Below are 20,259 nucleotides of genomic sequence, written 5' to 3' on the forward strand. Positions count from 1 at the left end.
GTTCAATTCGCCTTGTCGGCAAAACGATCCAACCAGCCGCGCGCATCCGGTCCGATCCGGGGCTGGGGCAGTGTTATGGCATCAACGGTCAGTTTGAGCGGGCTGTTCTTTTGGGCTTCGCCAATCGACTTGATCCGCTGCACGAACTCTTTGGTCTGATCCTGACCTTGTTCCGGAAACAGAACCATTATTGTGTTGAGGTCTCGGTAATGCAGAACCGCTGTTTCAGGTAGCAGAGATCCAATCTGGTCGCGCAACGATTGGGTGCGGGCGCGGTCTTGATCGCTGACCTCTGGTTGGTCCTGAATGTCGATCCGGGCCACGACCGAGTTCGAACGCGCCATAGAGTTCAACCAACTGAGTGTCCACAGGAATTGCTCTGGTCCGACGGCTTCGCCAAAGGCGCGTATTTGATCTTCGGGGCTGCGCCCCCTTTCAACAGCGCTTCTCCGGCTGGACCCAGCCCGTAGGAACGAAATGTGTGTGTCTGCAAATCAGCTTGTGCATTGATTGTTCCGCATTCCAAACAGGTTGCTTTGATCCGAGGGTCGTTGAACCTTTCGCCACATCCACAGCAGCGCATGCGTTCGATGGGGCGGTCGTAATCGGTTCCAATGTGTTTCAGGGCGGTGTCGCACTTTGGACAGATCAATCGTTCTGCGCGCCGAAACACGCCCTGTTCGCCAACAAATCCGCAGGTGAAACAATGAATGGCCTGTTCGCGTTTGATGTCCAGCGCATCGCAATAGGGACAACGATCTACATAATTCAGATGAGCGCTGGCGCAGGTTGCACAATTTCGGGTCCTGTCGATGACAGAAATGGGAATGGTCAACTCCCGTTGGCACGCCCGGACCAACCAGGTGTTGGCAGCTTCGCCTCCCAACATGTCGAGAACGGGATAGCGGTAGATTTCAGGCCTGCTCAGATCTATCACCGGCGCAATCATGCGCGTATCAAGATGCCAGAGCCAGCTCAGGACCACGGCTTCGCTGGATTGGTCCTGGAGCAGTGCGTTCTTGTCTTGTCGTGCACGGGCTTTTGTCAGAACCGTAGCCAAATCATCCGGCAGGCCACCATCCGCCAAGGGATGATCTTTTGTGTCCTGAGAGTTCAAGAAAATGGGCGTGGTTTGGTCGTCTGGCGCGGACCTGAGAAGAGCCAAGTCTGTCACACGGGGGTCATCCACGACAATGGCGTCAAACGCTTGCCGCGAAACCGGATCATTCAGGTCACAGGCGTCTAAGGTGGTCACGGAATACTCCGGGCCAAGAACCCAAATCGGCATTGGCCCGAATGTGGAGAATTCCAAAAACTGTCATTAACCAGACCTCGATAACCAAATTTCAGACAAAAATCTTTCTGATTTGATTTCACATAACTTTGAGGCCAAGTGTCAAGCTGCAAGCGCTGATTGGGCAGGTTTGCCCAGAACGGCCTCTTCGACCCGTTTGACCGACGGGGCCGGAACATTGGCCGGAACATCGGTGGGAACCAGAACCAAACTGGCGACCTGTGAGCCCGCGTCCGAGGCGGGAGCGACACGCGCGACAACGCGCCACAGAACGTCGGGGAGGGGGCTGTTGGTGTTGCTCTGAACCCGCAGCAAAGACCCGGTATCCAGAACGGGTGCCATCCCAAAGGGAGCCGGAACCACTGCGCTGTACCCATTGAAGGCACCTGCATCGACGGGTAAAACCCATGTTCCATCGGAAGCCTGAAAGAGGTGGCGAAAGCTGGTGTCTTGAAAGGTCATCTTGTGTCTCCATCTGTTGAACCGGGAGACTGTTTCAGTCGGGTTGTGGGCAGATTGTCTGACCCCGTTGCGTCATCCGGTTAATACAAAGATTGGGAGTGTCCGTCATTTTCGCATGTGATTTATGGACAAGTTCATTCGGCTTCTTGCCAATACGCCATTATCGGGAAAATGCGCGCGAAAGCCGTGACACACACCAACTCTCCCTGTTGGGCTATCGCGCGCGCTCCGGTATTGAGCCGGAGATCTGTTATGGGACATCAAAAGACCAATGGCTATTCACCGGCTGTGCTCGCTCTGCGCGGTGTGAGTGTCACGGGACGCAAAGCGTTTTTGCACAGTGTGATCATTTAGGGGGCCGCATGCGGCTTAGCCGACTGATCGGGCCGCGCACCACCGTATAGGGGAGTGCGCACAGGATAAGTGCTGCCAAGACGGCAATGGTCAATTTGATCGACCCGAAAGAGACATATTGGTAGAGGCAATCCAGGATGATGGCGACAAGAAACACTTTGCCGATTGCCTCCCAGGCACTTTTGATCCGAGTGCGGCGTTGGCCTGGTCGCGACAGCAGGGCCCACAAATAGGGTGGCTCGCCTGTCGCTGCGTCCTTGCGGCCGTCAATCACCGCAAACACCAGCGCCATTGTCGGTTGCAGCAAGAGGCGCAGGTGAAAAGCGCCATCCGAGCGAGCAATCAGACCGTTCAGGATTTCATGTTCCATGTCTCTCTCCCTGTTTAAATTCTGTGGATCAGCCGTTGGCGTTACGCTGTTGACGTTCGCCTTGTTTGCAATTGCGTTTGTCGTTTCCGACCAGCCCGTTGTCCTGGCGGCAGTCCTGGCGATCGAACCGGCGATCCTGGCGATCGTCGCGGCGATCAGTGCGACGGTCCTGGCGGCGATCCATGCCAACGGTCTGGGCCAGTTCATAGCTTTCGAATTGTGCATTGGTCTGAGCGGTGGTGCCGGTATCAGCGAAGGAAGCGGTGGCCAATGTCAAGGCGGTTGCGGCGAAGGCAGTTGCTTTTGCGAAGGTGTAGAACATTTTATTTTCCTCTGGGTGTGTGTTGTGTGTCTGGTTGTGGTGCCTGACACCCTAAAAACTAGGTTTGTTCTACACTCGCCGCTTTTGATGATGGGACGGAGGTGTGCGATTATGGGACATCGAACCTTTTGCTCACACGCGTTCGTGGCGGGCATTTCAAACAGGGATGGCCGTTCTGAAGGGCAGAGGAGCAGGTAATTTCCGGGCTATGGTAACAGGCGGCGGGTGGAGAGCGTTTGCACAATGGGTTGGCCCAAAATCACAAACAACCGACCCAAATTCAAAATTTATCCGTTTGCCGCCTCCCTAAATTGAATGACAGAAGGCGGCCACATCGGACGCCATTGTCAGAAAAGGTTGGACCCATGACAAATACTCGCAAAAACACGCTGCTTTCTTCTCTTGTTGCGGCTCTGGTTTTGGCAATGCCGATGTCGGCCCACGCCAATTATGTTGCTGAAAAAGCCGTCAAGGGTGCTGTTGCCGGGGCTGTCGTAGCGGAAGCCACCGGTGGAGACGCGGCCCAAGGTGCCGCTGCCGGAGCTGCCCTCGGTGCCGTTGCCGGTGCCGTTCAAAAGGACAATTTTGAAGATCACCGTGCCCATCACCAAAACAACGGCCATCGCAAGCACCGCTAAGCGATCCCGAAACACCCGGAACGGGTTCTCCCTTCCAACCGAGGCCAATTTTCCGTTGGCCCTCTGCTTCAAACCCGATTGGCAAATTGCTGGTCGGGTTTGTTGCGGTTTGGGAGCGGGCGACCGACAGAGGTTCAAATGTCCTTCTGATACGCACGCGGGCTTTGGCCGGACCATCGACGAAAGGCTGTGGAGAAGGCTGCGTGATCCCCATAACCAAGGTAAAAGGCGATCTCTGAAATGCTCAGACCGTCCCTGAGGTAGGTTTTGGCCAAATCATATCGCAGGCTTTCAACGATATCCCGGAACGTCAGGTTTTCCGGTTTCAGATGGCGGGTTAGAGTGCGGCGGCTCATGCCGAGATCGGCGGCTACTTCGTCGGCCGTCAGGATTCGACCGGGCAGCTTGGCGATCAGAAGGGCTTCGACCTTTGCTCTTACGCTTTGTCGACGCAACCCTGCCTGTTTCATCTGGGTATCGGCCAAGTCGCTGAGATAGGAAACAAGTTCCGGGTCATGGGTTCGAAGCGGCAGATCCAAAGCACCGGGTTTGAACTGCAACCCGCTATAACTGGATTGGGTTTGGATCGGGCACCCGACCAATTTTTCAAACACGCGCTGGTCACCCCCGAATTCGTGCTGCAAACATAGATGGTCGGGGTGAAATTCGACTCCGGCAATTGCCCGCAACCGGGCAAGCATTCCAAACAGGCGGAATTCCTGGAACCTGTGATGGCGCAGGAGTGCACCGTCCGGCGTTACGATTTCCAGGGTGTCGTGACCGTTCTTGGTCATTAGGCGGAATTCTGTTGATGTGTCCGTCAAACCATAGGCCCGTGTGCCGTTTACAATGGCCTGACGCAGAGTGGCCGAACTGCGTGCGATATAGGCGGTCAACGTGTTGGCCTGACGAAATGCCAGTCCGGCACGCGCAGCAAAAGTAATGTCCCCAGCAGCACGACTGGCTTCTCGCAAAAATGTGGCTTCTTGCTGGGGGGAGAAGTCGGCCTCGGATTGTGTGCCCGGTTCAACTCCGATCCGGCGCAGCAATCTGTTCAGCTCTTCATCACCCAATTCGCGCCCGACAAAGGTGCAGATGTGCAGAATACGTCCGTTTTTTGCGGTACTTTTCCCTGCGTTTCCCTTGGGGATCATTGCGCCCTCGCGTTCCATCTGATGCTCAAACTTTAGGGACTTGTGAATTTGAGACAACCAAAATGTCGAAACCATAAACCAATTCCAACCTGAACAACGCGGAATTTTTCGCAGCTCAAACTTGGCCTGCTCCCCGACTTTTGCGGAAAACATTGTCGCATCCAGCGTTGTAGAAATTGTATGGCAGGACATTTTGGGCTCTTCTTGGCTTGCAACGGCCTGAAAAAGTGTCCGAAACTGCCTTTTACGATGCCGCGACAATGCGCCGGGCCAAATTGTCGGACTTAGGTGTTGTCCTGGGGTCGTGGGTTAAGGCGGAACGTGACATCAGGGCCGTGGCTCTGGTTGCCCTTTGGGGATCGATTTGAACGTGGGCACACCGGGAAAACAGGTTGGGTGTTTCCATCTGGATCTACCCGGGGCCCACCCCCGATTGAATAACGTAGTAAGTTTCTGCGATTGGGCAGCAACGTGAAGTTGGGAGGAGACGGCAACATGACGAACGCAACTTCGGCGATTATTACCGGCGCGGCGTCCGGAATCGGCGCTGCCGTGGCCATGAAACTGGCGCGACCGGGTGCTTGTTTGACCTTGCACACACGTCAGTCGGCCGCTCGCTTGGAAGACGTGGCCCGACAAGCGCGTGCACGCGGCGCTGAGGTGGAAGTTGTTTTGGGCGACCTGTCTGAAATCGGAACCGGGAAGGAAGTGGTAGATGTGCATCAGGCCCGCTTTGGCATGTTGGATGCGTTGATCGCCAATGCAGGTTTTCCGTTGTTCAAATCGCTGGAGGACATGCAGCCCGAGGAAGTCGAGTATGCTTTTCGGGGAAACAGTCAAAGCCTGTTTGAGCTGGCCCAGACAGGTCTGCCATTGCTGCGCAAATCGCAGCATGCGCGGATTGTTGCGGTCAGTAGTTTTACCGCGCATGTGTTTCGCACCGATATGCCGCAATTCCCAGCATCCGCCGCGTCCAAAGGCGCAGTCGAAGTTGCTGCGCGAAGCCTGGCTCTGGCTTTGGCGAAGGATGGGGTTACAGTCAACTGCGTCGTTCCCGGATATATCCGCAAGGATTCCGAAACGTCGGCTGGTTTGGGTCAGGATGCTCTGCGCGAGATTGAAACCCGTATCCCATTGGGCCGCCTGGGCACCCCCGACGATGTGGCCGCGTGTATCTGTTTCCTCACTGGTCAAGGCGCTGCCTATGTAACCGGGCAGGTCTTTCATGTGAATGGTGGATTGATCTGATCCAGGACCTGCTAGGTTGAAAGGGTGTCGCATTGATCGAATCCCGGTCGCCATCCAATGTGGTTTTACGTCGATCCTGCGCTATCTCTTTCGAAACAAGTTGGAATTAAATGATTGTAATTACCCCGGATGCGGATCGGTTCGTTATTGCACCAAGAGGCAATGAACACTGGGCACAGGAGGAATAAAATGACACGGATTTTGATTTTCGTTGGAATGGCAATTGGCGTGGCATTGGTCGTGTTGGCGTTGGTTCCCGAAGAAGAGCCAACCGTTCAGGACAAGCTGGAACAAGCCCGGGAAAACCTCTCTGAAGCGGCAGAATTGGCAAAAGAGGCGGCCGAAGAAAAAGCCGACGCTTTGGCGTCAGAAATTGAAAACAAGGCAGACGAAGCGGCGCAATCCGTTGGTGCAACTCTGGAAGGTTTGCAAAAACAGGCCGAAGATTTTGCAGCTGGAGTCACCACGTCGATGGGGGATCGGTCGGAGGAACTCGCCGATTTTACGCTGCAGTTCGAACAGGCCCTGGCCCAGGGCGGTGCGCTGCATCACACCGGTTTTGACCCGGCAAACGCAAGCAAGACATTGGAACAGATGGGGCTGGACCGCTCCGAGGCGGACCGGTTGTCAGCGTGGCTGGCCGATGTGTATGCGACCCCGGGTAACATCGAAGAGACATTGGACGAGTTGCTTGAAAAACTGAAAGACCTCTGAGGGTAAGCGATTTTGCTGACACAGGCTTTGTCTTGGATGGCCGCACTCGCGTTATGTCACAGTGCACGGACAGATCGAACCCTGTGCCATTACGGCACGAACGATAGAGATCAGTCATTGGGTCTAGTTTGTCGACAATGAGTCGAAACCTGAATGACGCGGCGAAGCCGAATGATATTGATGCGGATATGCTAAGGTACTTTTATTTATCACAGTGAATTTTCGCGGTGATCTCGGTACAATACCGCACGACAATTTGGGTGACATGTACACCCGGTGCAAGAACATCAAAAAGGGAGCGCCCAGAATGGCCGCAAACTTCCATAAGTTATTTCGCCACTGGGCATTTATTCTGCTTGGGTTTATTTTCTTTTGTCTTGTGGCGGTTGTGACGCCTGCGTTGGCAACATCGGATCAATTGTCGGAAAGGGCTTCGGTCAAGGACGTCAGCGCCGAAGATCTGGAATTGTTCGTGGTGCCCATGACCGTCGAAAAATTGGCCGATCTGGCTGTGGTTTGGCAGAACCATGTCTCCAATAGCATCGAAGATTACGTACTTTTGAATCTTGGGATCCAGTCGGCTTCTGATGAACAGGCCAGCGCTCTGCGCGAACAGGTTGCCGACAAGGTTGCCGCCAACGCATTGCGGGAACAGAATTACCAGATTGTGCTGGATGCATGGACCCGCAAGGGCGGCAAACCCGAAGAGATTGCCGTCCATAAAAACTATTTGAAAGCGGTGGATACAGCCGCCCTTCAGGCCAGTGATCCGCGAACGATATTGTCGCTTGGCTGGGACTGGCTGACGTCCAGAGAAGGAGGCTTGGGTATTGTCGTCAAGGTCGTGTTCTTCGTCGTCGCCCTGATGGTTCTGTTGTTTGTCGCCCGTTTTGTTCAACGCTTGACGGAACGCGGTTTAAAGAAGATTCCGTCGATGTCTCGGCTGCTCAGAAACTTTGTGATGATGGTGGTCTATTGGGCCACGATCGCGATTGGTTTGATGGTGGCGCTGGGGATTGCCGGGGTCAATGTGACACCGTTGTTCGCGGTATTTGGCGGGCTCAGCTTTATCTTGGGTTTTGCGTTGCAGGACACTTTGGGGAATTTGGCCAGCGGGTTGATGATCATGGTGTTGAAACCCTTTGACACAGGCGACTTCATCGAAGTTGGTGGTATCGGCGGAACGGTCGATACAATGACGGTCGTGTCGACGCAGATCAGAACTTTTGACAATCAGATCATTGTGGTTCCAAATTCAAAGATCTGGGGCGATGTCATAACCAATGTCAGCGCGGCAGAAACGCGACGGGTGGATCTGGTTTTCGGGATTGCATATACGGACAGCGCGGCTCACGCGATCAAGGTTCTGACGGCCATTGTTGCGGCCGACGAACGGTGTTTGAGTGAACCGGCTGCCGAAATTTTTGTCGGTGAATTGGGTGACAGTTCCGTGAACATCTTTTGCAGGCCCTGGGTGGCGACAGATGATTATTGGGGCGTGTATTGGGGGATCATGGCCAAGGCAAAAGAGCAATTTGACGCCGAAGGCATTTCAATTCCGTTCCCGCAGCGCGATGTACATCTGATCACAACGCCCCAAGAGGCCTAGCGGCAGGGACGAAAACCGGACGCAGCCGAAACAGACTAGCCGCTCGGCGTTCAAAAAACGGGCGGCTTGTTTGACCAGATCTGGGTGCTGGTCTTCAGATCTTCGATATTTGTCGCGCCAACTTGGGCCATCGTCAGGCTGACATCCTGGCTTAGAATGTTCCAAACGGTCCGCAGCCCATCCATCCCTGCAGCGGCAATCGCAAACAGGAGAACCCGCCCCAGGAAGACAAAATCAGCGCCCATTGCATAGGCTTTGACAATATCTTCGCCGGAACGAATACCTGAATCATAAAACAATGGAAAATCCGGGCCTACGGCTGTGCGAATGGCGCGTAGGGCCAGAATAGCGGGCGGCGCGCTATCCAACTGGCGGTTGCCATGACTGGACACTTGAATCGCATCCGCGCCCGCATCCCGCAGACGCAAGGCGTCTTCTGGGTGCAAGACGCCCTTGACCACCAGTTTGCCAGGCCAGGCCGCGCGCAGTGTGTCGAAATAGCTCCAATCCGCGGCGGCACGGCTTTCGGTGCGATCAAAGACATAGTCCGTGCCGTCAAAGTTGGCCATCTTTGGACTGCCTTTGGCCAATGTCGTCAGTGACCAACGGGGATGCAGAGCAAAATCCACAAACTGGCGCGGACCGATGCGAAACGGCATTTTGAACCCGTGGCGCAGTTCGCGTGGACGACGGCCGACTTCGGGGACGTCCAGAGTGAGGACCAGGGTGCCATATCCGGTCCGTTTGGCCCGGTCGACCAGCTTCAGCGTGCCGCTGCCATCGCCGCTGAAGTACAGCTGAAACCATGCCGTGCCCCCTGACGCTTTCAACAGCGTTTCCATGTCTGTGGAGGCCACGGTTGACACGCCATGTGGAACGCGGGTTTCTCGTGCAATCTTTGCCAGCATCAAATCTGCACCGGGCGCGGCGAGATTGCACATCCCCATCGGACTGATGCCAAAGGGGCTGAGGCTCAGCCGGTCAAACAGGGTCACCGACAGATCACGGGTGCTGACATTGCGCAAAACCCGCGGCGTCATGCGGATGTCCTGAAGGGCGCGGCGGTTCAATTCGGCACCGTACTCTGTGCCCGCCGCCCCATCAATATAGTCGAACACCATCCAGGGCAGACGTTTGCGCGCCAGACAGCGCGCATCGGCACAGGAATGGATGCCGGTTCCAAATTGCATTGTCACGGCCTATGCTAGGACGGATTTCATGAATCGATCACGAATGACGACCGGATCCATGGTGATCACGGACACCGGGATATTACCACTTTCACATTTGGCCACGATGATGGTCATCTGATCGCCGTCAATCGCATCCTGGAGCGCCTTGCCGGTCTCCTCGGCCTGAACCTCGACGACATTCTCGCACCCACAGGCCCGTGCCACGGCGGCCAGCGAAGTTTTTTGCCCGGCATAGGTCGGCTGGTCTCCGGTCGAGCCATAGCTGCCGTTGTCGATGATCAGAAGAATGAAATTGTCGGCCACATTGTTTGCAATGGTCGGCAAGGTTCCGAAATTGGTCAGAACCGATCCATCCCCGTCAATCGAGATCACTTTTTTGTCCTGTGCCAGCGCCAAGCCAAAGCCAATTGAAGATGACAGACCCATTGTTCCCAGCATGTAAAAATTGCTCGGCTGGTCGTCGATCATATACAACTCCTGGCTGGGCAGACCGATGTTACAGACCACCAGTTGGTCCCGCAGGAGGGGTGCGATGTCTTTCAAAATATCAGAACGGATCATTGGTCGCCGTAGCCTCCCCAGAAGTTGGCATCGGTCAGGATTGCGACCGGTTTGTTGCACATGAATGTGTATTTGAGGATCATGTCGAGCTCATCCGCGTCCGACTGTTTGTGGAAGTGATATGTGGGGATGTTCATCTGCGCTAACAGCGCCTTGGTATGAATAGCCATTTCCACCTGACAGGCGACGGGTTCGCGCAATTCCCCCCGATAGGAGATCAACATGGGCAGGGGCATCCGATAGTATTGGATCAACGTAGCCAGCGTGTTGATAGTCACCCCAATTGCGGTGTTCTGCATGATGATCGCAGGGCGTTTCCCACCCATCCAGGCTCCGGCACACAGGCCCATGCCTTCGTCTTCTTTGTTGGACGGGATGTGCAGAACACCGGGGCGTTGATCAATTTCATCGATGACACCGGCCAATTGTTTGCAAGGCACGGTGGTGACGAACTGGATGTCATTGGCAACCAGGTCATCAACGATCTTTGTGTTGATAGACAAAAAGGGAGCTCCTTTTGGGAATGAAGTTTCAGCGCAGGACAACGACCGCGCAATGGGCATGGCGGATGATCCGGGCGGCTGTTGTGCCCAGGAAATAGTCGCGTAAACCGGGTTTGTGGGATCCGACGACGATGGCGTCAGCACCGATCGTTGTGGCGTATTCGGTGATCGTACGGCTGGAATGGCCTTTAAGGATCACGGGCTTGACCTCCGGTGCATTGTCAAAACGTGCCCGAAGCGCAATCTTGGCGTCATCATACGCTTTTTGTACCAGCTCCTCGTCCAGATAGGCGCTGACCGATCCGCTGGGTGGTTCATAAACGTGCACGGCAATGATTTCGGCGGTGTCGCCGCCCAATCGCCGCGCGGTTTCCAACGCCTGTGCCGCAATGCCATGTTCAAGCGATAGGGCGAGAATAATCTTGTCATACATCGGTCAGGTCCTTTCCGGCGCGGTTTCGGGTTGCAGCAAGATCTTGGGGGCGGCAACGACCCCATTGCGTATGTCACGGAACGCATTGGCCCCGTCAGAAAGCGGGCGGAATTCAACCCAATCCAGCGGTCCCAGACGTCCGTCAAAGATCGCCTGCGCTGTCTGTGCAAAGTCATGGGCCGTGTAGGTGTAGGTACCGATGAACGTGATTTCCTGCAGCGTCAGGCGGCGGATATCGAGCCCCCCGGCGTCTTCGCCTAACCCGATGTGTCCGATCACTCCGCCAGGGCGCGCACAGGCCGAGGCCGAGGCCCGTGTTGCGGCATAGCCAACGCCGTCTATGACCAGATCAAACAATGTATGATCTGGTGGTTCGGGCACCGCATTCTGGGCGCAATGTTCAACCAGGTGGGCGCGTCGGGCCGGGTTTGGTTCAACAACTGTGACATCACTCACCCCCTGTGCTTTCAGGCTGAGGGCTGCGCCCAGACCAATGGCACCGCCACCCAGAACCAATGCGGTGTCCCGCGTGCCGTTTAGAGCCTCCAGTGCGACGCGTACCGTATGCCACCCGCAGGCGATCGGTTCGGCCAACGCCGCCTGGGCCAGAGGAATGTCGTCCGGGACTGTGATCAGGTTGGTTTCGGGCATGGCGACCAGTTCGGCAAACCCGCCTTCGCGCGGGGGCATCGAGATGATCTGGCGTGTTGGGCACAGGTTGTCGCGTCCTTGGCGGCACGCCGGGCAGGTGCCACAGGTGACCAGAGGATTGATGGTGACGCGATGCCCATCACGCGGGCCACCTTCGATCACACCTGCGGCTTCGTGGCCCAGGATCAGCGGGGCAGGGCGGCGATCATCATGACCCAGATAGGCGTGCATGTCCGACCCGCAGATCCCGACCTGGGCAATGCGGATCAAATGTTCGCCTGTCCCGGCGACCGGGTCAGGCGCATCCACATAGTCCAGGGCCTCGGGCCCGATGTAAACCAATGCTTTCATTTGGCGGTATATCCTCCATCCACCATCAGGGTTTGACCGGTGACATAGGCGCTGGCGTCCGAGCACAGGAACAACAGCGGCCCATCCAGATCCTGGGGGGTGCCATTGCGCCCGATACAGGTCTGCGCCGCATTGCGGTTGGCGCGATTGGGGTCGTCAAACACCGCAGCGGTCAGTTCAGTGGGGAAAAAACCCGGGCCGATGGCATTGGCGGTGATCCCATGGGGAGACCATGCCTCGGCCATGGCGCGTGTCAGCTGGGCAATGCCGGCCTTGGTCGCGCCATAGGCGATGCCACCGGGAAAGGCGCGCGTGGTCTGTAGCGAGGCGAAATTGACGATCCTCCCCCAACCTTTTGCCTTCATCGCGGGAACCAGATGCTGACTCAGGAAAAACGGTGCCGAAAGGTTCAGGTCCATTGTGCGGTCCCAGCCTTCTGGGGTGACATCATCCGCCGCCTGCCGGGTATTGATACCGGCCGCGTGGATCACGATGTCCGGCGGGCCAAAGGGTTTGGCGACCTCTTGCGCCAGATCCCCCAATGCATTGCGGTCCGAGATGTCAAAAACCACAGCGTGGGCGTTGTCACCAATGGTCGCCTGCCAGTCCGACAGGGCAACGGCCCGGCGGGCAACGCCGACAACCTGGGCCCCGGCCTGTGCCAAGACGGTCGCCGCCCGTTGACCCAGACCAGAACTGGCCCCGGTGACACAGGCGACTTTGCCGCGCACAGAAAACAGATCGCGCGGCTCAACCATTGGCGGTCAGATCAAAGGTTTCGTCGGGGAAGTATTTGGCCAGCCGCACATCGGCGGCGCGGGCGTGCCCTTCCATCCCTTCGAGACGGGAAATGCGGGCGGTGGCCTCGGCCACGGGTTTAGAGCCCTCGCGGGTGGCGCGCTGCCAGGTGACGATCTTCATATATTTATGCACCGACAGCCCGCCGGTATAGTTGGCGGCACCAGAGGTCGGCAGCACATGGTTGGTGCCCGCCGCCTTGTCTCCATATGACACAGTGGTTTCTTCGCCCAGAAACAGTGACCCGTAACAGGTCAGGCGGTTCAGCCACCAATCAAGATCTTCGGCCTGAACGGTCAGATGTTCGGGGGCATATTCGTCCGATGTCGCAGCCATTTCTTCACGGTCTGCACAGACGATGACTTCGGCATAATCGCGCCAGGCAGCAAAGGCGTTGTCCCGGTTCACGTCAGGCAGATCATCAATCAACGCAGGAATACGCGCCATGACATCCTGGGCCAATGCGCGATCATTCGTAACCAGCCAGACCGGGGAATTGTACCCGTGTTCCGCCTGACTGACGAGATCGGTCGCAACGATATGCGGATCAGCCGTGCTGTCAGCCAGGATCAGGCTGTCGGTGGGGCCCGCAATCATGTCGATACCGACACGGCCAAACAGAATGCGTTTGGCTTCGGCAACAAACTGGTTGCCGGGGCCAACCAGAATATTGGCTTTGGGCAGACCAAACAGACCAAAGGTCATCGCGGCGACGCCCTGGACCCCCCCCATGGCCATGATCTTGTCCGCGCCACTGATGTGGGCGGCATAGATGATCGCCGGGGCAACCCCAACATCTGGACGAGGCGGCGAACAAGCGGTGATGTGTTTGCACCCGGCCACCTTGGCGGTGGTGACGGTCATGATGGCGCTGGCCACGTGGCTATATCGTCCGCCGGGCGCGTAACAGCCTGCAGCATCCACCGGGATCGCCTTTTGACCAGCAGTCAGGCCTGGGACGACTTCGTATTCGACGTCCGCCACAGTCGACTTCTGCATCTGGGCAAAGCGTTTGACGTTGTCATGGGCAAACTGGATGTCTGTCTTCAACTTTTCCGGAACCAGGGCACAAGCGGCTTCGATCTCTTCGGGTGTCAGCAGTACGTTGCCGTCATAATTGTCGAACTTTGCCGCATATTCCAAGGCCGCGGCGTCCCCACCCGCTTCGATATCAGCCAGAATCTTGACCACAGTGTCATGCACATCCGAGGCATCGGATTTGGATGTCAGCGTAGCCTTCTTTAAGTATTCACGAGCCATTTTATTTTGGTCCTATTTGTAGATATCGGGGAGCAGGGAGGTCGAAATTGCAGGCACATAGGCGATCAGCAAAACAACCATCAACATGAAGAAAACAAAGGGTACGGCACGGGCGGCGATCTTGAGGATAGATTCACCGGTGATACCGGAGACAACAAACAGATTCAGCCCGAGCGGCGGGGTGATAAATCCAACACCCAGCGCGGTGATCATCATAATGCAGAACTGGATCTCGTTCATGCCGATGTTATCGGCCAGTGGCTTCAGGATCGGGGCCAGGATCACGATATTGGGCGTTGTTTCCATGACGCAACCGGCCGCGATCAGAATCCCGATCATCAACAGGATCAGCACATAAGGATCTTCGGTCAGGGATGTAACGGCGGTGACAAACCCCTGGGGCACCCCCATGATAGCCAGCGCTTCGGCCAATGGTGCCGAAAAGGCGATGATGGGCAGGATGATCCCGTTCACTTTGGCCGAACTGATCAGCATTGCCGGGAAGTCGGCCAGCTTTAGCGTACCTAGAATGAAGCCCATGATGATAGTGACGACAACAGCAGTGGCACCGGCTTCGGTTGGTGTCAGACGACCGGAAAAGATGCCGTAAAAGATGATGCCGGGGACGATGAAGGCATACCAATCCGACGCCAGCGCCCGTCGCAGGTTGGCAAACCATTCCCCAAACGTCATGAGCCCGCCGCCCTCGTAGGCGTAGATCCGGTTCATCACGATATTGGTAATCAGAATGGAGACAAGTATGGCCAGACCGGGGATCAATGCGGCCAGAAACAGCGTGGACGCAGAAATACCCAATACGAGACCAATGATGATATAGGCGATTGAAGGCGGGATCAGAATGCCGGTACAGGCCCCCGCGGCCACCAGGGCACAGGCATAGGGGCGGGGGTATCCGCTTTCGACCAACCGGTCGATGGTCATCCGCCCAACAGCCGCAGCACCTGCCGCGTCCGAACCCGAGATCGCGGCAAACATCCCGCAAACCAGAACTGTTGCCGAGCCAAACCCGCCCTTGGCCCAACAGGTCAGTGCTTCGGCCACATTCAGAAACTTGCGGCTGAGCCCGGTTCGCACCAACACGTCGCCGGTCAAAATGAACAGAGGCACCGCAGTCAGCGCAAAGGCATCAATCCCGGCAAACAGGCTCTCGCCCACCAGGCTGAGCGGCAGATCGCCTGACATGATCAGCATCAGGATGGCCGCAGATCCGATTGAAGCCCAAACGGGCACCGCCATCGCAATGAGACCAACGAACAGGATTACCGGCAGATAGAAGTCCCAGCCGAGTTCGACAGTCTGTTGAAGATTATTCCAAAGCATTGTGTGGTTCCTCAATCAAACAGCTTGTCGCCTTCGTAGACAGGGGTACCCTGACGAAGGGATCGGAAATCGCGCAAAAAGGATTGTCCGAGACGAAAAATCATCAGCGCAAACCCCAAGGGGACGGCGGCAAGAAACCAGACTTTGGAAATGCGCAGGCCATCCGTCACAGATCCGAATTTCGCTGAAACCAAAACAGTTTCGAAAGACCAGTAGAGCGCGACCAGAGCGACGGCGAACATCACCAGATCACCAAAGATGTAAACCAATGCTTTGGCTTTGGGTCCGAGATAGTGGAGTAGAACATCAATGCGGATATGTGCGCGTTCCTTGACGGCTGCTGCTGCGCCGATCCATGCCAGATAGATAAAGGAATAGCGGACGATTTCCTCGCCCCAGATCGAAGAGTATGAAAACACCTCGCGGCGCAATACCTCGATGGCCATGGTGATGACCAGCATCACATAGAATACCAGCAGCAACCAACGTTCGGCATTCCGGTCGATTTTTCGTAGGAAATTCATCATGCGCCCCGATGTTCAAGGATTAAGGGAACGGCGTCTTGCCGACCCGAAAACAAGCGAAAAGCGGGTGCCCCAAAGGGCACCCATAGCGCGCGATCTATGCGTCGTGGACGTAGTATTTTCCTTGTGTGCCGGCCGCTTCTTCGAGCTTGGCAAAGGCATCCAGCGATCCCGCCAGCTCTTTCTTGAAGGGTTCCCATTCAGCGCGCTGGTACCCGCCTGCTGACTGCCATTCAGCGAGCTGATCATTGCTGAGCGAATGGAATTCAACACCGGATTTGGCCAGTTCTGACATGGCATAGGCGCGGGCCGATGGTACTTTGGACAGGTTTTGGTGGGCGGTCATTTCCGATCCCCACATCACACCCTCCTGCACGTCTGCGGGCAGGCTGTTGAACCATTCCAGATTGCAGGAATAGACCTGACTGTCTGGCACCGCCTGGGTAAAGGTCACATGGCTGAGAATATCCTTGAACCCAAAGACATACAGCGCGCCTACGGAGGGATCGAGAGCATCGGCAACACCCTGTTTGATCGCGGATGGTGTTTCACCCCAGGCGACGGGGGTCGGGTTTGCACCCACCAGACGATAATACTGTTGCAGCATTTTTGATCCCGGCACGCGGAATTTGACGCCTGACAGATCCGATGGGCTCAGCACGGCCCCGGCACCACCTTTGCGAACCGCGACGACGCGGGGGTCAATGTTGACATAAAACAGCGCTTTGAATCCGGCTGCTTCAACCTTGGGATGGACTTCGGATTTCCAATGATCCGAGTTTACAAGATTGGTAAATCTTTGGTTGGACCCACAGAGGTATGGCATGTTGATCAGGTCAACAGTCGACGCAAAGGGCGCAAAATTCGACAGCGAATGCTGTGCTGCCTGAATGGTGCCACCTTGTACCTTTTGCACCAATCCGCCGCCTGCACCCAATTGACCGCCAGGGGCCAGTTTGACGTAGACTTTGCCGTTCGTAGCATTCTGAATGTTCTCTTTCAGATCCAACTGCATGATTGGATAGCTGCGCGACGCGCCCAACACATAAGCCGTTGCCAATGTCATGATATGGTCGGCGGCTTTCTCGCGGTCGCGTTCTTCCTTGTTGGTTTGCGCGGCGGCTTCGCTGGACCACAGAGTTCCCGCTGCGCCTGCGACCAAGGCGGCCGTAAAGCTGCCGGTTCCGGCCAGTTTCAGAAAGTTCCGGCGTTCGGCCGAGGCAAGTTTTTTGTGGTTTCGGTCCATTTTTTCCTCCCGATGGACAGATTTCAGCGATGCTATTTGTTTGATTTTTTCTCAGCTGCTTCTTTTTGCAGAATGGCCGCTACGAACACGATCGAGGCGGCAAGTAGAACCAGCATTTCGGATACATCGCCCAGGTAACCACCCACTCCCATGGACCCCAAAACCACATTGGCACCGAAAGCGGCAAACAACAGCAAGGCTAGGGTCAGAAGCATTGAATTCTCCGGAGAATTGGGTGGACGTCTGATTCGCACCACTAATGTAAGCGCTTACATGTCTTTCATGCAAGCGCTTACATTAGTGATATCGACCAAGAGCCGGTGTGGTTTCGAAAATGAAGTGCAGGAAAATGAAAAACCGGATAAAGACACATCAATGAACAAAGAAGACTCACCAACGGGCCGGACGCCTACACTGGCCGATGTCGCGCGCGTTGCAGGCGTGTCAACTGCAACCGTGTCCCGTTTCCTGAATTCGCCTGACCGGGTCATCGAAGAAACCCGTAACAGGGTGCGCGCCGCTGTGTCAGAGTTGGGATATGCGCCGAACTTCAATGCCCGTGCACTGGCGGCCAAGCGGACCAATACGATCGGTGCGATTATCCCGACTATGGAAAACGCAATCTTTGCACGAGGGTTGCAAGCGTTTCAGGAAGAGTTGGGACACAACGGAATAACTCTTCTTGTTGCGTCTTCGTCCTACCAGATGAATGTCGAAGAAGAGCAGATCCGCACGATGGTTTCCCGCGGGGCGGATGCCCTATTGCTGATCGGGTATCGGCGCGACCCCGAGATCTATGAATTTCTTCGGCGGCGGGGTGTTCCCGTTGTGACAACTTGGGTGTTTGATCCTGACGCCGGGATTCCGACCGTTGGATTTGACAACTTTCAGGCCATGAAGGCGTTGGCTGACAAAGTGATCAGCCTGGGGCATCGTCGGATCGCCACAATCATGGCCACGACCGAGGGGAATGATCGGGCCAGTGAACGACTAAAGGGCATTGTGGCCGCAATGGCGGATGCCGGACTTCCTGAAACCGATTTGTCGATCATTGAAACGACCTATGGAATTGACGAAGGGGGGGCCGCGTTGGAACAGCTTCTGGCTCTGCCAACCCGCCCATCAGTCGTAATGTGTGGCAACGATGTTTTGGCGGTCGGAGTGATCGCGCGCGCCAAAGAGATGGGGTTGAACGTTCCCGAGGACCTGTCGGTGACAGGGTTTGATGACATCGAAATCGCCAAGATTTCTTCGCCGCCCTTGACCACGGTGCATGTCCCGCACCGGCGAATGGGCAAGGAGGCCGCCAGGATGTTAATCAATCTGGTGGGCTCCAATACAAGACGCGAGAATATCCAGATTGAGACGTCGCTTCAAATGCGGGGTTCGCTGGCTGGATGTGTGAACCGCCCAAGTGTTGCTGATGGTTCTTGATGTCTGTGCAGATTTGGACATCGACCAGGGTATAACCCTTGATCGATACCAGAACTCTGGCAATCGGTCTGGTAACCCAGATCAGCCAAACCCGAATAGCGACGCTTCAAAACGAACGGATATCCTGGGTCTGGCGACCAGGCGTGGTCACAGAGTAAGCCAAGTATGACACATGTCTTCCATGACGCAACAGCCTGGCCAACGTCGACAGAGTCCTAGGCTTTCGACAGAACCAAAGATTTGTGAGGCCAAGTCACGTCTCGGTGTCGCGAATGACAAAGTGTTTGGTCGTGGTTTCGACGACGTCCCAGAACCCTCGAAACCCATCCGGAATCAAAAAGGAGCTGCCCGGTCCAAATTCTGTGCGGGTACCATCCTCGTGGATCAATGCACAAAGGCCGGAGACAATGTAACAGTATTCGTCCTTGTCGGTGAAGACATGCCATGTTCCGGGCGTTGATGTCCAAACGCCTGCGGACACACGCCCATCCGGGCTGGTAAAATGCATACCGATTTCGTGGTGCGGATCTCCGCTGACAACCCGGTCGGGCATATCCGCCAATCGACGTGATGTTTTGACTGCGGGGGCGTCATTCAGGTTGATAACATGGGTGGCCATCAAGAAGGTCCTTTCGAAGTAGTCAGGGCTGCCTTTGTGGGCCGCCCAGTAAAGAATTGCCTGTCCCAGGTGTGCGTTAATGGCCCAAAAGGGTAACGCCCAACAGGACAAACAAGGCAATGAACAGGGTCTCGGCAACGATCAGAGCGATGGCCTGACCGCCAACATCCAGAATGCGTTTTAGCGACGTTTTCATGCCTACAGCGGCAATTGAAATCAGCAACGCCCAACGGCTCAGGCTGGACATGGCATCAACAACCGCAACAGGGATCAATCCTAGCGAATTCAATGTGGCAAAAATCAGAAAGCCAACAACGAACATCGGTAGAATTGGCGGTCGCTTGCCTTCGCTCGCTCCCTCTTCCACGTGTCGCCGTACCAGGATTGAGATGATCAATACCACAGGGGCCAGCATGGCCACTCGGATCAGCTTTACCAGGGTGGCGACTTCGCCGGTTTCATTGGACACGGAAAAGCCGGCTCCAACCACCTGGGCCACATCATGGATGGTTCCGCCCAGAAATACGCCCGACACTTCATCATTGAAATCAAAGGCTTCAGTTAGGATCGGATAGGCGATCATCGCAACTGTCGACAGAACCGTGACGCTCAGAACAGTAAAGATCAGGTTGCGTTCCGAGTGTTCGTTCTTGGGCAACACTGCGGAAATCGCCATTGCGGCCGAAGCGCCACAGATCGCAACCGAACCACCAGTCAAAAGACCAAATCGCCAGCCGCGGCCCAACAGGCGCGCACCCAGCAGGCCGAACAGAATGGTCAGGATCACCCCGGCAACCACCACGGCGATCAACCGTGGACCCAAACCGATCATCAGTTCGACACTGATCCGGGCACCAAGCAGCGCAACACCAAAGCGTAGGACTGTACGGGCGGTGAATTCGATTCCGGCCTTGCAACTGCCGTGCTCTTCTTCGGCCAGGAAGTGGAACGCAATGCCCAATAGCAGTGCCATCAGCATGGCTGGCGCACCATAATGTTCGGACAGGAACTGCGCCGCTGCTGCGACGACAACCGACACCAGAAAGCCATGGCCGTTCAGGTGAGCAAAAGCCTTGAAGCCGGAAAGGGAAAATTTTGACGCTGCTGTCGCCTGCATCTTCTGAAACCTTGAATAGAGGGCGCCCTCCCGTTGGAAATGGGAAGGCGCCGGGAGTACCGG

Annotated in this window: 24 protein-coding genes; 5 read left to right on the forward strand and 19 right to left on the reverse strand. The window is 55.9% G+C overall.

What is annotated here, in order from left to right:
- Nucleotides 1-2: 2 nt before the first annotated feature.
- The 5 genes from QEZ52_RS21930 to QEZ52_RS21950 form a co-directional block, all read right to left on the reverse strand.
- A complete protein-coding gene (locus QEZ52_RS21930) occupies nt 3-344 on the reverse strand; it encodes a hypothetical protein (RefSeq protein WP_343211622.1) in 342 nt (113 codons plus the stop codon).
- A 5-nt stretch (nt 345-349) separates the two neighbouring features.
- Complete coding sequence (locus QEZ52_RS21935) at nt 350-1,255, reverse strand: hypothetical protein (RefSeq protein ID WP_406651362.1); 906 nt, start codon at nt 1,253-1,255, stop codon at nt 350-352.
- Between the two features lie 141 nt (nt 1,256-1,396).
- Entirely contained in the window at nt 1,397-1,756 is a 360-nt protein-coding gene (locus QEZ52_RS21940; RefSeq protein WP_343211624.1) for a hypothetical protein, read from the reverse strand.
- Between the two features lie 346 nt (nt 1,757-2,102).
- Nucleotides 2,103-2,480 (reverse strand): hypothetical protein, encoded by a 378-nt coding sequence (locus tag QEZ52_RS21945; protein WP_343211625.1) that lies wholly within the window; start codon nt 2,478-2,480, stop codon nt 2,103-2,105.
- 28 nt (nt 2,481-2,508) lie between these two features.
- Nucleotides 2,509-2,802 (reverse strand): hypothetical protein, encoded by a 294-nt coding sequence (locus tag QEZ52_RS21950; protein ID WP_343211626.1) that lies wholly within the window; start codon nt 2,800-2,802, stop codon nt 2,509-2,511.
- A 365-nt stretch (nt 2,803-3,167) separates the two neighbouring features.
- On the opposite strand from QEZ52_RS21950, the gene QEZ52_RS21955 reads away from it, so the two are divergent.
- Entirely contained in the window at nt 3,168-3,440 is a 273-nt protein-coding gene (locus QEZ52_RS21955; RefSeq protein WP_406651365.1) for a glycine zipper domain-containing protein, read from the forward strand.
- 134 nt (nt 3,441-3,574) lie between these two features.
- On the opposite strand, the gene QEZ52_RS21960 is transcribed toward QEZ52_RS21955, so the two are convergent.
- The gene (locus QEZ52_RS21960) at nt 3,575-4,669 is read right to left on the reverse strand and encodes an AraC family transcriptional regulator ligand-binding domain-containing protein (protein ID WP_406651367.1); all 1,095 of its coding nucleotides are present in this window, start codon (nt 4,667-4,669) and stop codon (nt 3,575-3,577) included.
- A gap of 420 nt (nt 4,670-5,089) precedes the next feature.
- Between QEZ52_RS21960 and QEZ52_RS21965 the strand changes: the two genes are divergently transcribed.
- The 3 genes from QEZ52_RS21965 to QEZ52_RS21975 all read left to right on the forward strand — a co-directional run bounded on the left by QEZ52_RS21965 (nt 5,090) and on the right by QEZ52_RS21975 (nt 8,165).
- Nucleotides 5,090-5,842: an SDR family NAD(P)-dependent oxidoreductase gene (locus QEZ52_RS21965; RefSeq protein ID WP_406651369.1), complete on the forward strand. Its 753-nt coding sequence runs from the start codon at nt 5,090-5,092 to the stop codon at nt 5,840-5,842.
- A 189-nt stretch (nt 5,843-6,031) separates the two neighbouring features.
- Nucleotides 6,032-6,556, forward strand: a complete 525-nt coding sequence (locus QEZ52_RS21970; protein ID WP_343211630.1) for a hypothetical protein — start codon at nt 6,032-6,034, stop codon at nt 6,554-6,556.
- Nucleotides 6,557-6,863: 307 nt separating this feature from the next.
- Nucleotides 6,864-8,165 carry a mechanosensitive ion channel family protein gene (locus QEZ52_RS21975; RefSeq protein WP_343211631.1) on the forward strand — a complete coding sequence of 434 codons (1,302 nt, stop codon included), beginning with the start codon at nt 6,864-6,866 and terminating at the stop codon, nt 8,163-8,165.
- A 50-nt stretch (nt 8,166-8,215) separates the two neighbouring features.
- Here the strand turns inward: QEZ52_RS21975 and QEZ52_RS21980 are convergent, their stop codons facing one another.
- From QEZ52_RS21980 to QEZ52_RS22030, 11 genes are all read right to left on the reverse strand, one after another.
- Nucleotides 8,216-9,355, reverse strand: coding sequence for an alpha-hydroxy acid oxidase (locus QEZ52_RS21980; RefSeq protein ID WP_343211632.1), 1,140 nt, complete (start codon nt 9,353-9,355; stop codon nt 8,216-8,218).
- A gap of 9 nt (nt 9,356-9,364) precedes the next feature.
- Nucleotides 9,365-9,919 carry a sulfopyruvate decarboxylase subunit beta gene (gene comE, locus QEZ52_RS21985; protein ID WP_343211633.1) on the reverse strand — a complete coding sequence of 185 codons (555 nt, stop codon included), beginning with the start codon at nt 9,917-9,919 and terminating at the stop codon, nt 9,365-9,367.
- Nucleotides 9,916-10,422 carry a sulfopyruvate decarboxylase subunit alpha gene (locus QEZ52_RS21990; RefSeq protein WP_343211634.1) on the reverse strand — a complete coding sequence of 169 codons (507 nt, stop codon included), beginning with the start codon at nt 10,420-10,422 and terminating at the stop codon, nt 9,916-9,918. Before QEZ52_RS21990 ends, comE begins: the two co-directional genes overlap by 4 nt.
- Before the next feature lie 28 nt (nt 10,423-10,450).
- A complete protein-coding gene (locus QEZ52_RS21995; protein ID WP_343211635.1) occupies nt 10,451-10,855 on the reverse strand; it encodes a universal stress protein in 405 nt (134 codons plus the stop codon).
- 3 nt (nt 10,856-10,858) lie between these two features.
- A complete protein-coding gene (locus tag QEZ52_RS22000) occupies nt 10,859-11,857 on the reverse strand; it encodes an alcohol dehydrogenase catalytic domain-containing protein (protein ID WP_343211636.1) in 999 nt (332 codons plus the stop codon).
- Nucleotides 11,854-12,615, reverse strand: a complete 762-nt coding sequence (locus tag QEZ52_RS22005) for an SDR family oxidoreductase (protein ID WP_343211637.1) — start codon at nt 12,613-12,615, stop codon at nt 11,854-11,856. Before QEZ52_RS22005 ends, QEZ52_RS22000 begins: the two co-directional genes overlap by 4 nt.
- Nucleotides 12,608-13,915 carry a histidinol dehydrogenase gene (gene hisD, locus QEZ52_RS22010; RefSeq protein WP_343211638.1) on the reverse strand — a complete coding sequence of 436 codons (1,308 nt, stop codon included), beginning with the start codon at nt 13,913-13,915 and terminating at the stop codon, nt 12,608-12,610. The genes QEZ52_RS22005 and hisD overlap by 8 nt, the downstream gene beginning before the upstream one ends.
- 12 nt (nt 13,916-13,927) lie before the next feature.
- Nucleotides 13,928-15,256: a TRAP transporter large permease gene (locus QEZ52_RS22015; protein WP_343211639.1), complete on the reverse strand. Its 1,329-nt coding sequence runs from the start codon at nt 15,254-15,256 to the stop codon at nt 13,928-13,930.
- A gap of 11 nt (nt 15,257-15,267) precedes the next feature.
- On the reverse strand, nt 15,268-15,780 hold the full coding sequence (locus QEZ52_RS22020) for a TRAP transporter small permease (protein ID WP_343211692.1): 513 nt from the start codon (nt 15,778-15,780) through the stop codon (nt 15,268-15,270).
- Nucleotides 15,781-15,877: 97 nt separating this feature from the next.
- Nucleotides 15,878-17,026, reverse strand: coding sequence for a TRAP transporter substrate-binding protein (locus QEZ52_RS22025; RefSeq protein ID WP_343211640.1), 1,149 nt, complete (start codon nt 17,024-17,026; stop codon nt 15,878-15,880).
- Nucleotides 17,027-17,058: 32 nt separating this feature from the next.
- Nucleotides 17,059-17,241 (reverse strand): hypothetical protein, encoded by a 183-nt coding sequence (locus QEZ52_RS22030; RefSeq protein ID WP_343211641.1) that lies wholly within the window; start codon nt 17,239-17,241, stop codon nt 17,059-17,061.
- 160 nt (nt 17,242-17,401) lie between these two features.
- Between QEZ52_RS22030 and QEZ52_RS22035 the strand changes: the two genes are divergently transcribed.
- Nucleotides 17,402-18,460, forward strand: coding sequence for a LacI family DNA-binding transcriptional regulator (locus tag QEZ52_RS22035; protein WP_343211642.1), 1,059 nt, complete (start codon nt 17,402-17,404; stop codon nt 18,458-18,460).
- Nucleotides 18,461-18,713: 253 nt separating this feature from the next.
- Here the strand turns inward: QEZ52_RS22035 and QEZ52_RS22040 are convergent, their stop codons facing one another.
- Both QEZ52_RS22040 and QEZ52_RS22045 read right to left on the reverse strand, forming a co-directional pair.
- The gene (locus QEZ52_RS22040; protein WP_343211643.1) at nt 18,714-19,079 is read right to left on the reverse strand and encodes a cupin domain-containing protein; all 366 of its coding nucleotides are present in this window, start codon (nt 19,077-19,079) and stop codon (nt 18,714-18,716) included.
- 76 nt (nt 19,080-19,155) lie between these two features.
- Entirely contained in the window at nt 19,156-20,196 is a 1,041-nt protein-coding gene (locus QEZ52_RS22045; protein WP_343211644.1) for a YeiH family protein, read from the reverse strand.
- Nucleotides 20,197-20,259: the final 63 nt, after the last annotated feature.

The sequence above is a fragment of the Aliisedimentitalea scapharcae genome (assembly GCF_045277565.1).
Taxonomy (GTDB): Bacteria; Pseudomonadota; Alphaproteobacteria; order Rhodobacterales; family Rhodobacteraceae; genus Aliisedimentitalea; species Aliisedimentitalea scapharcae.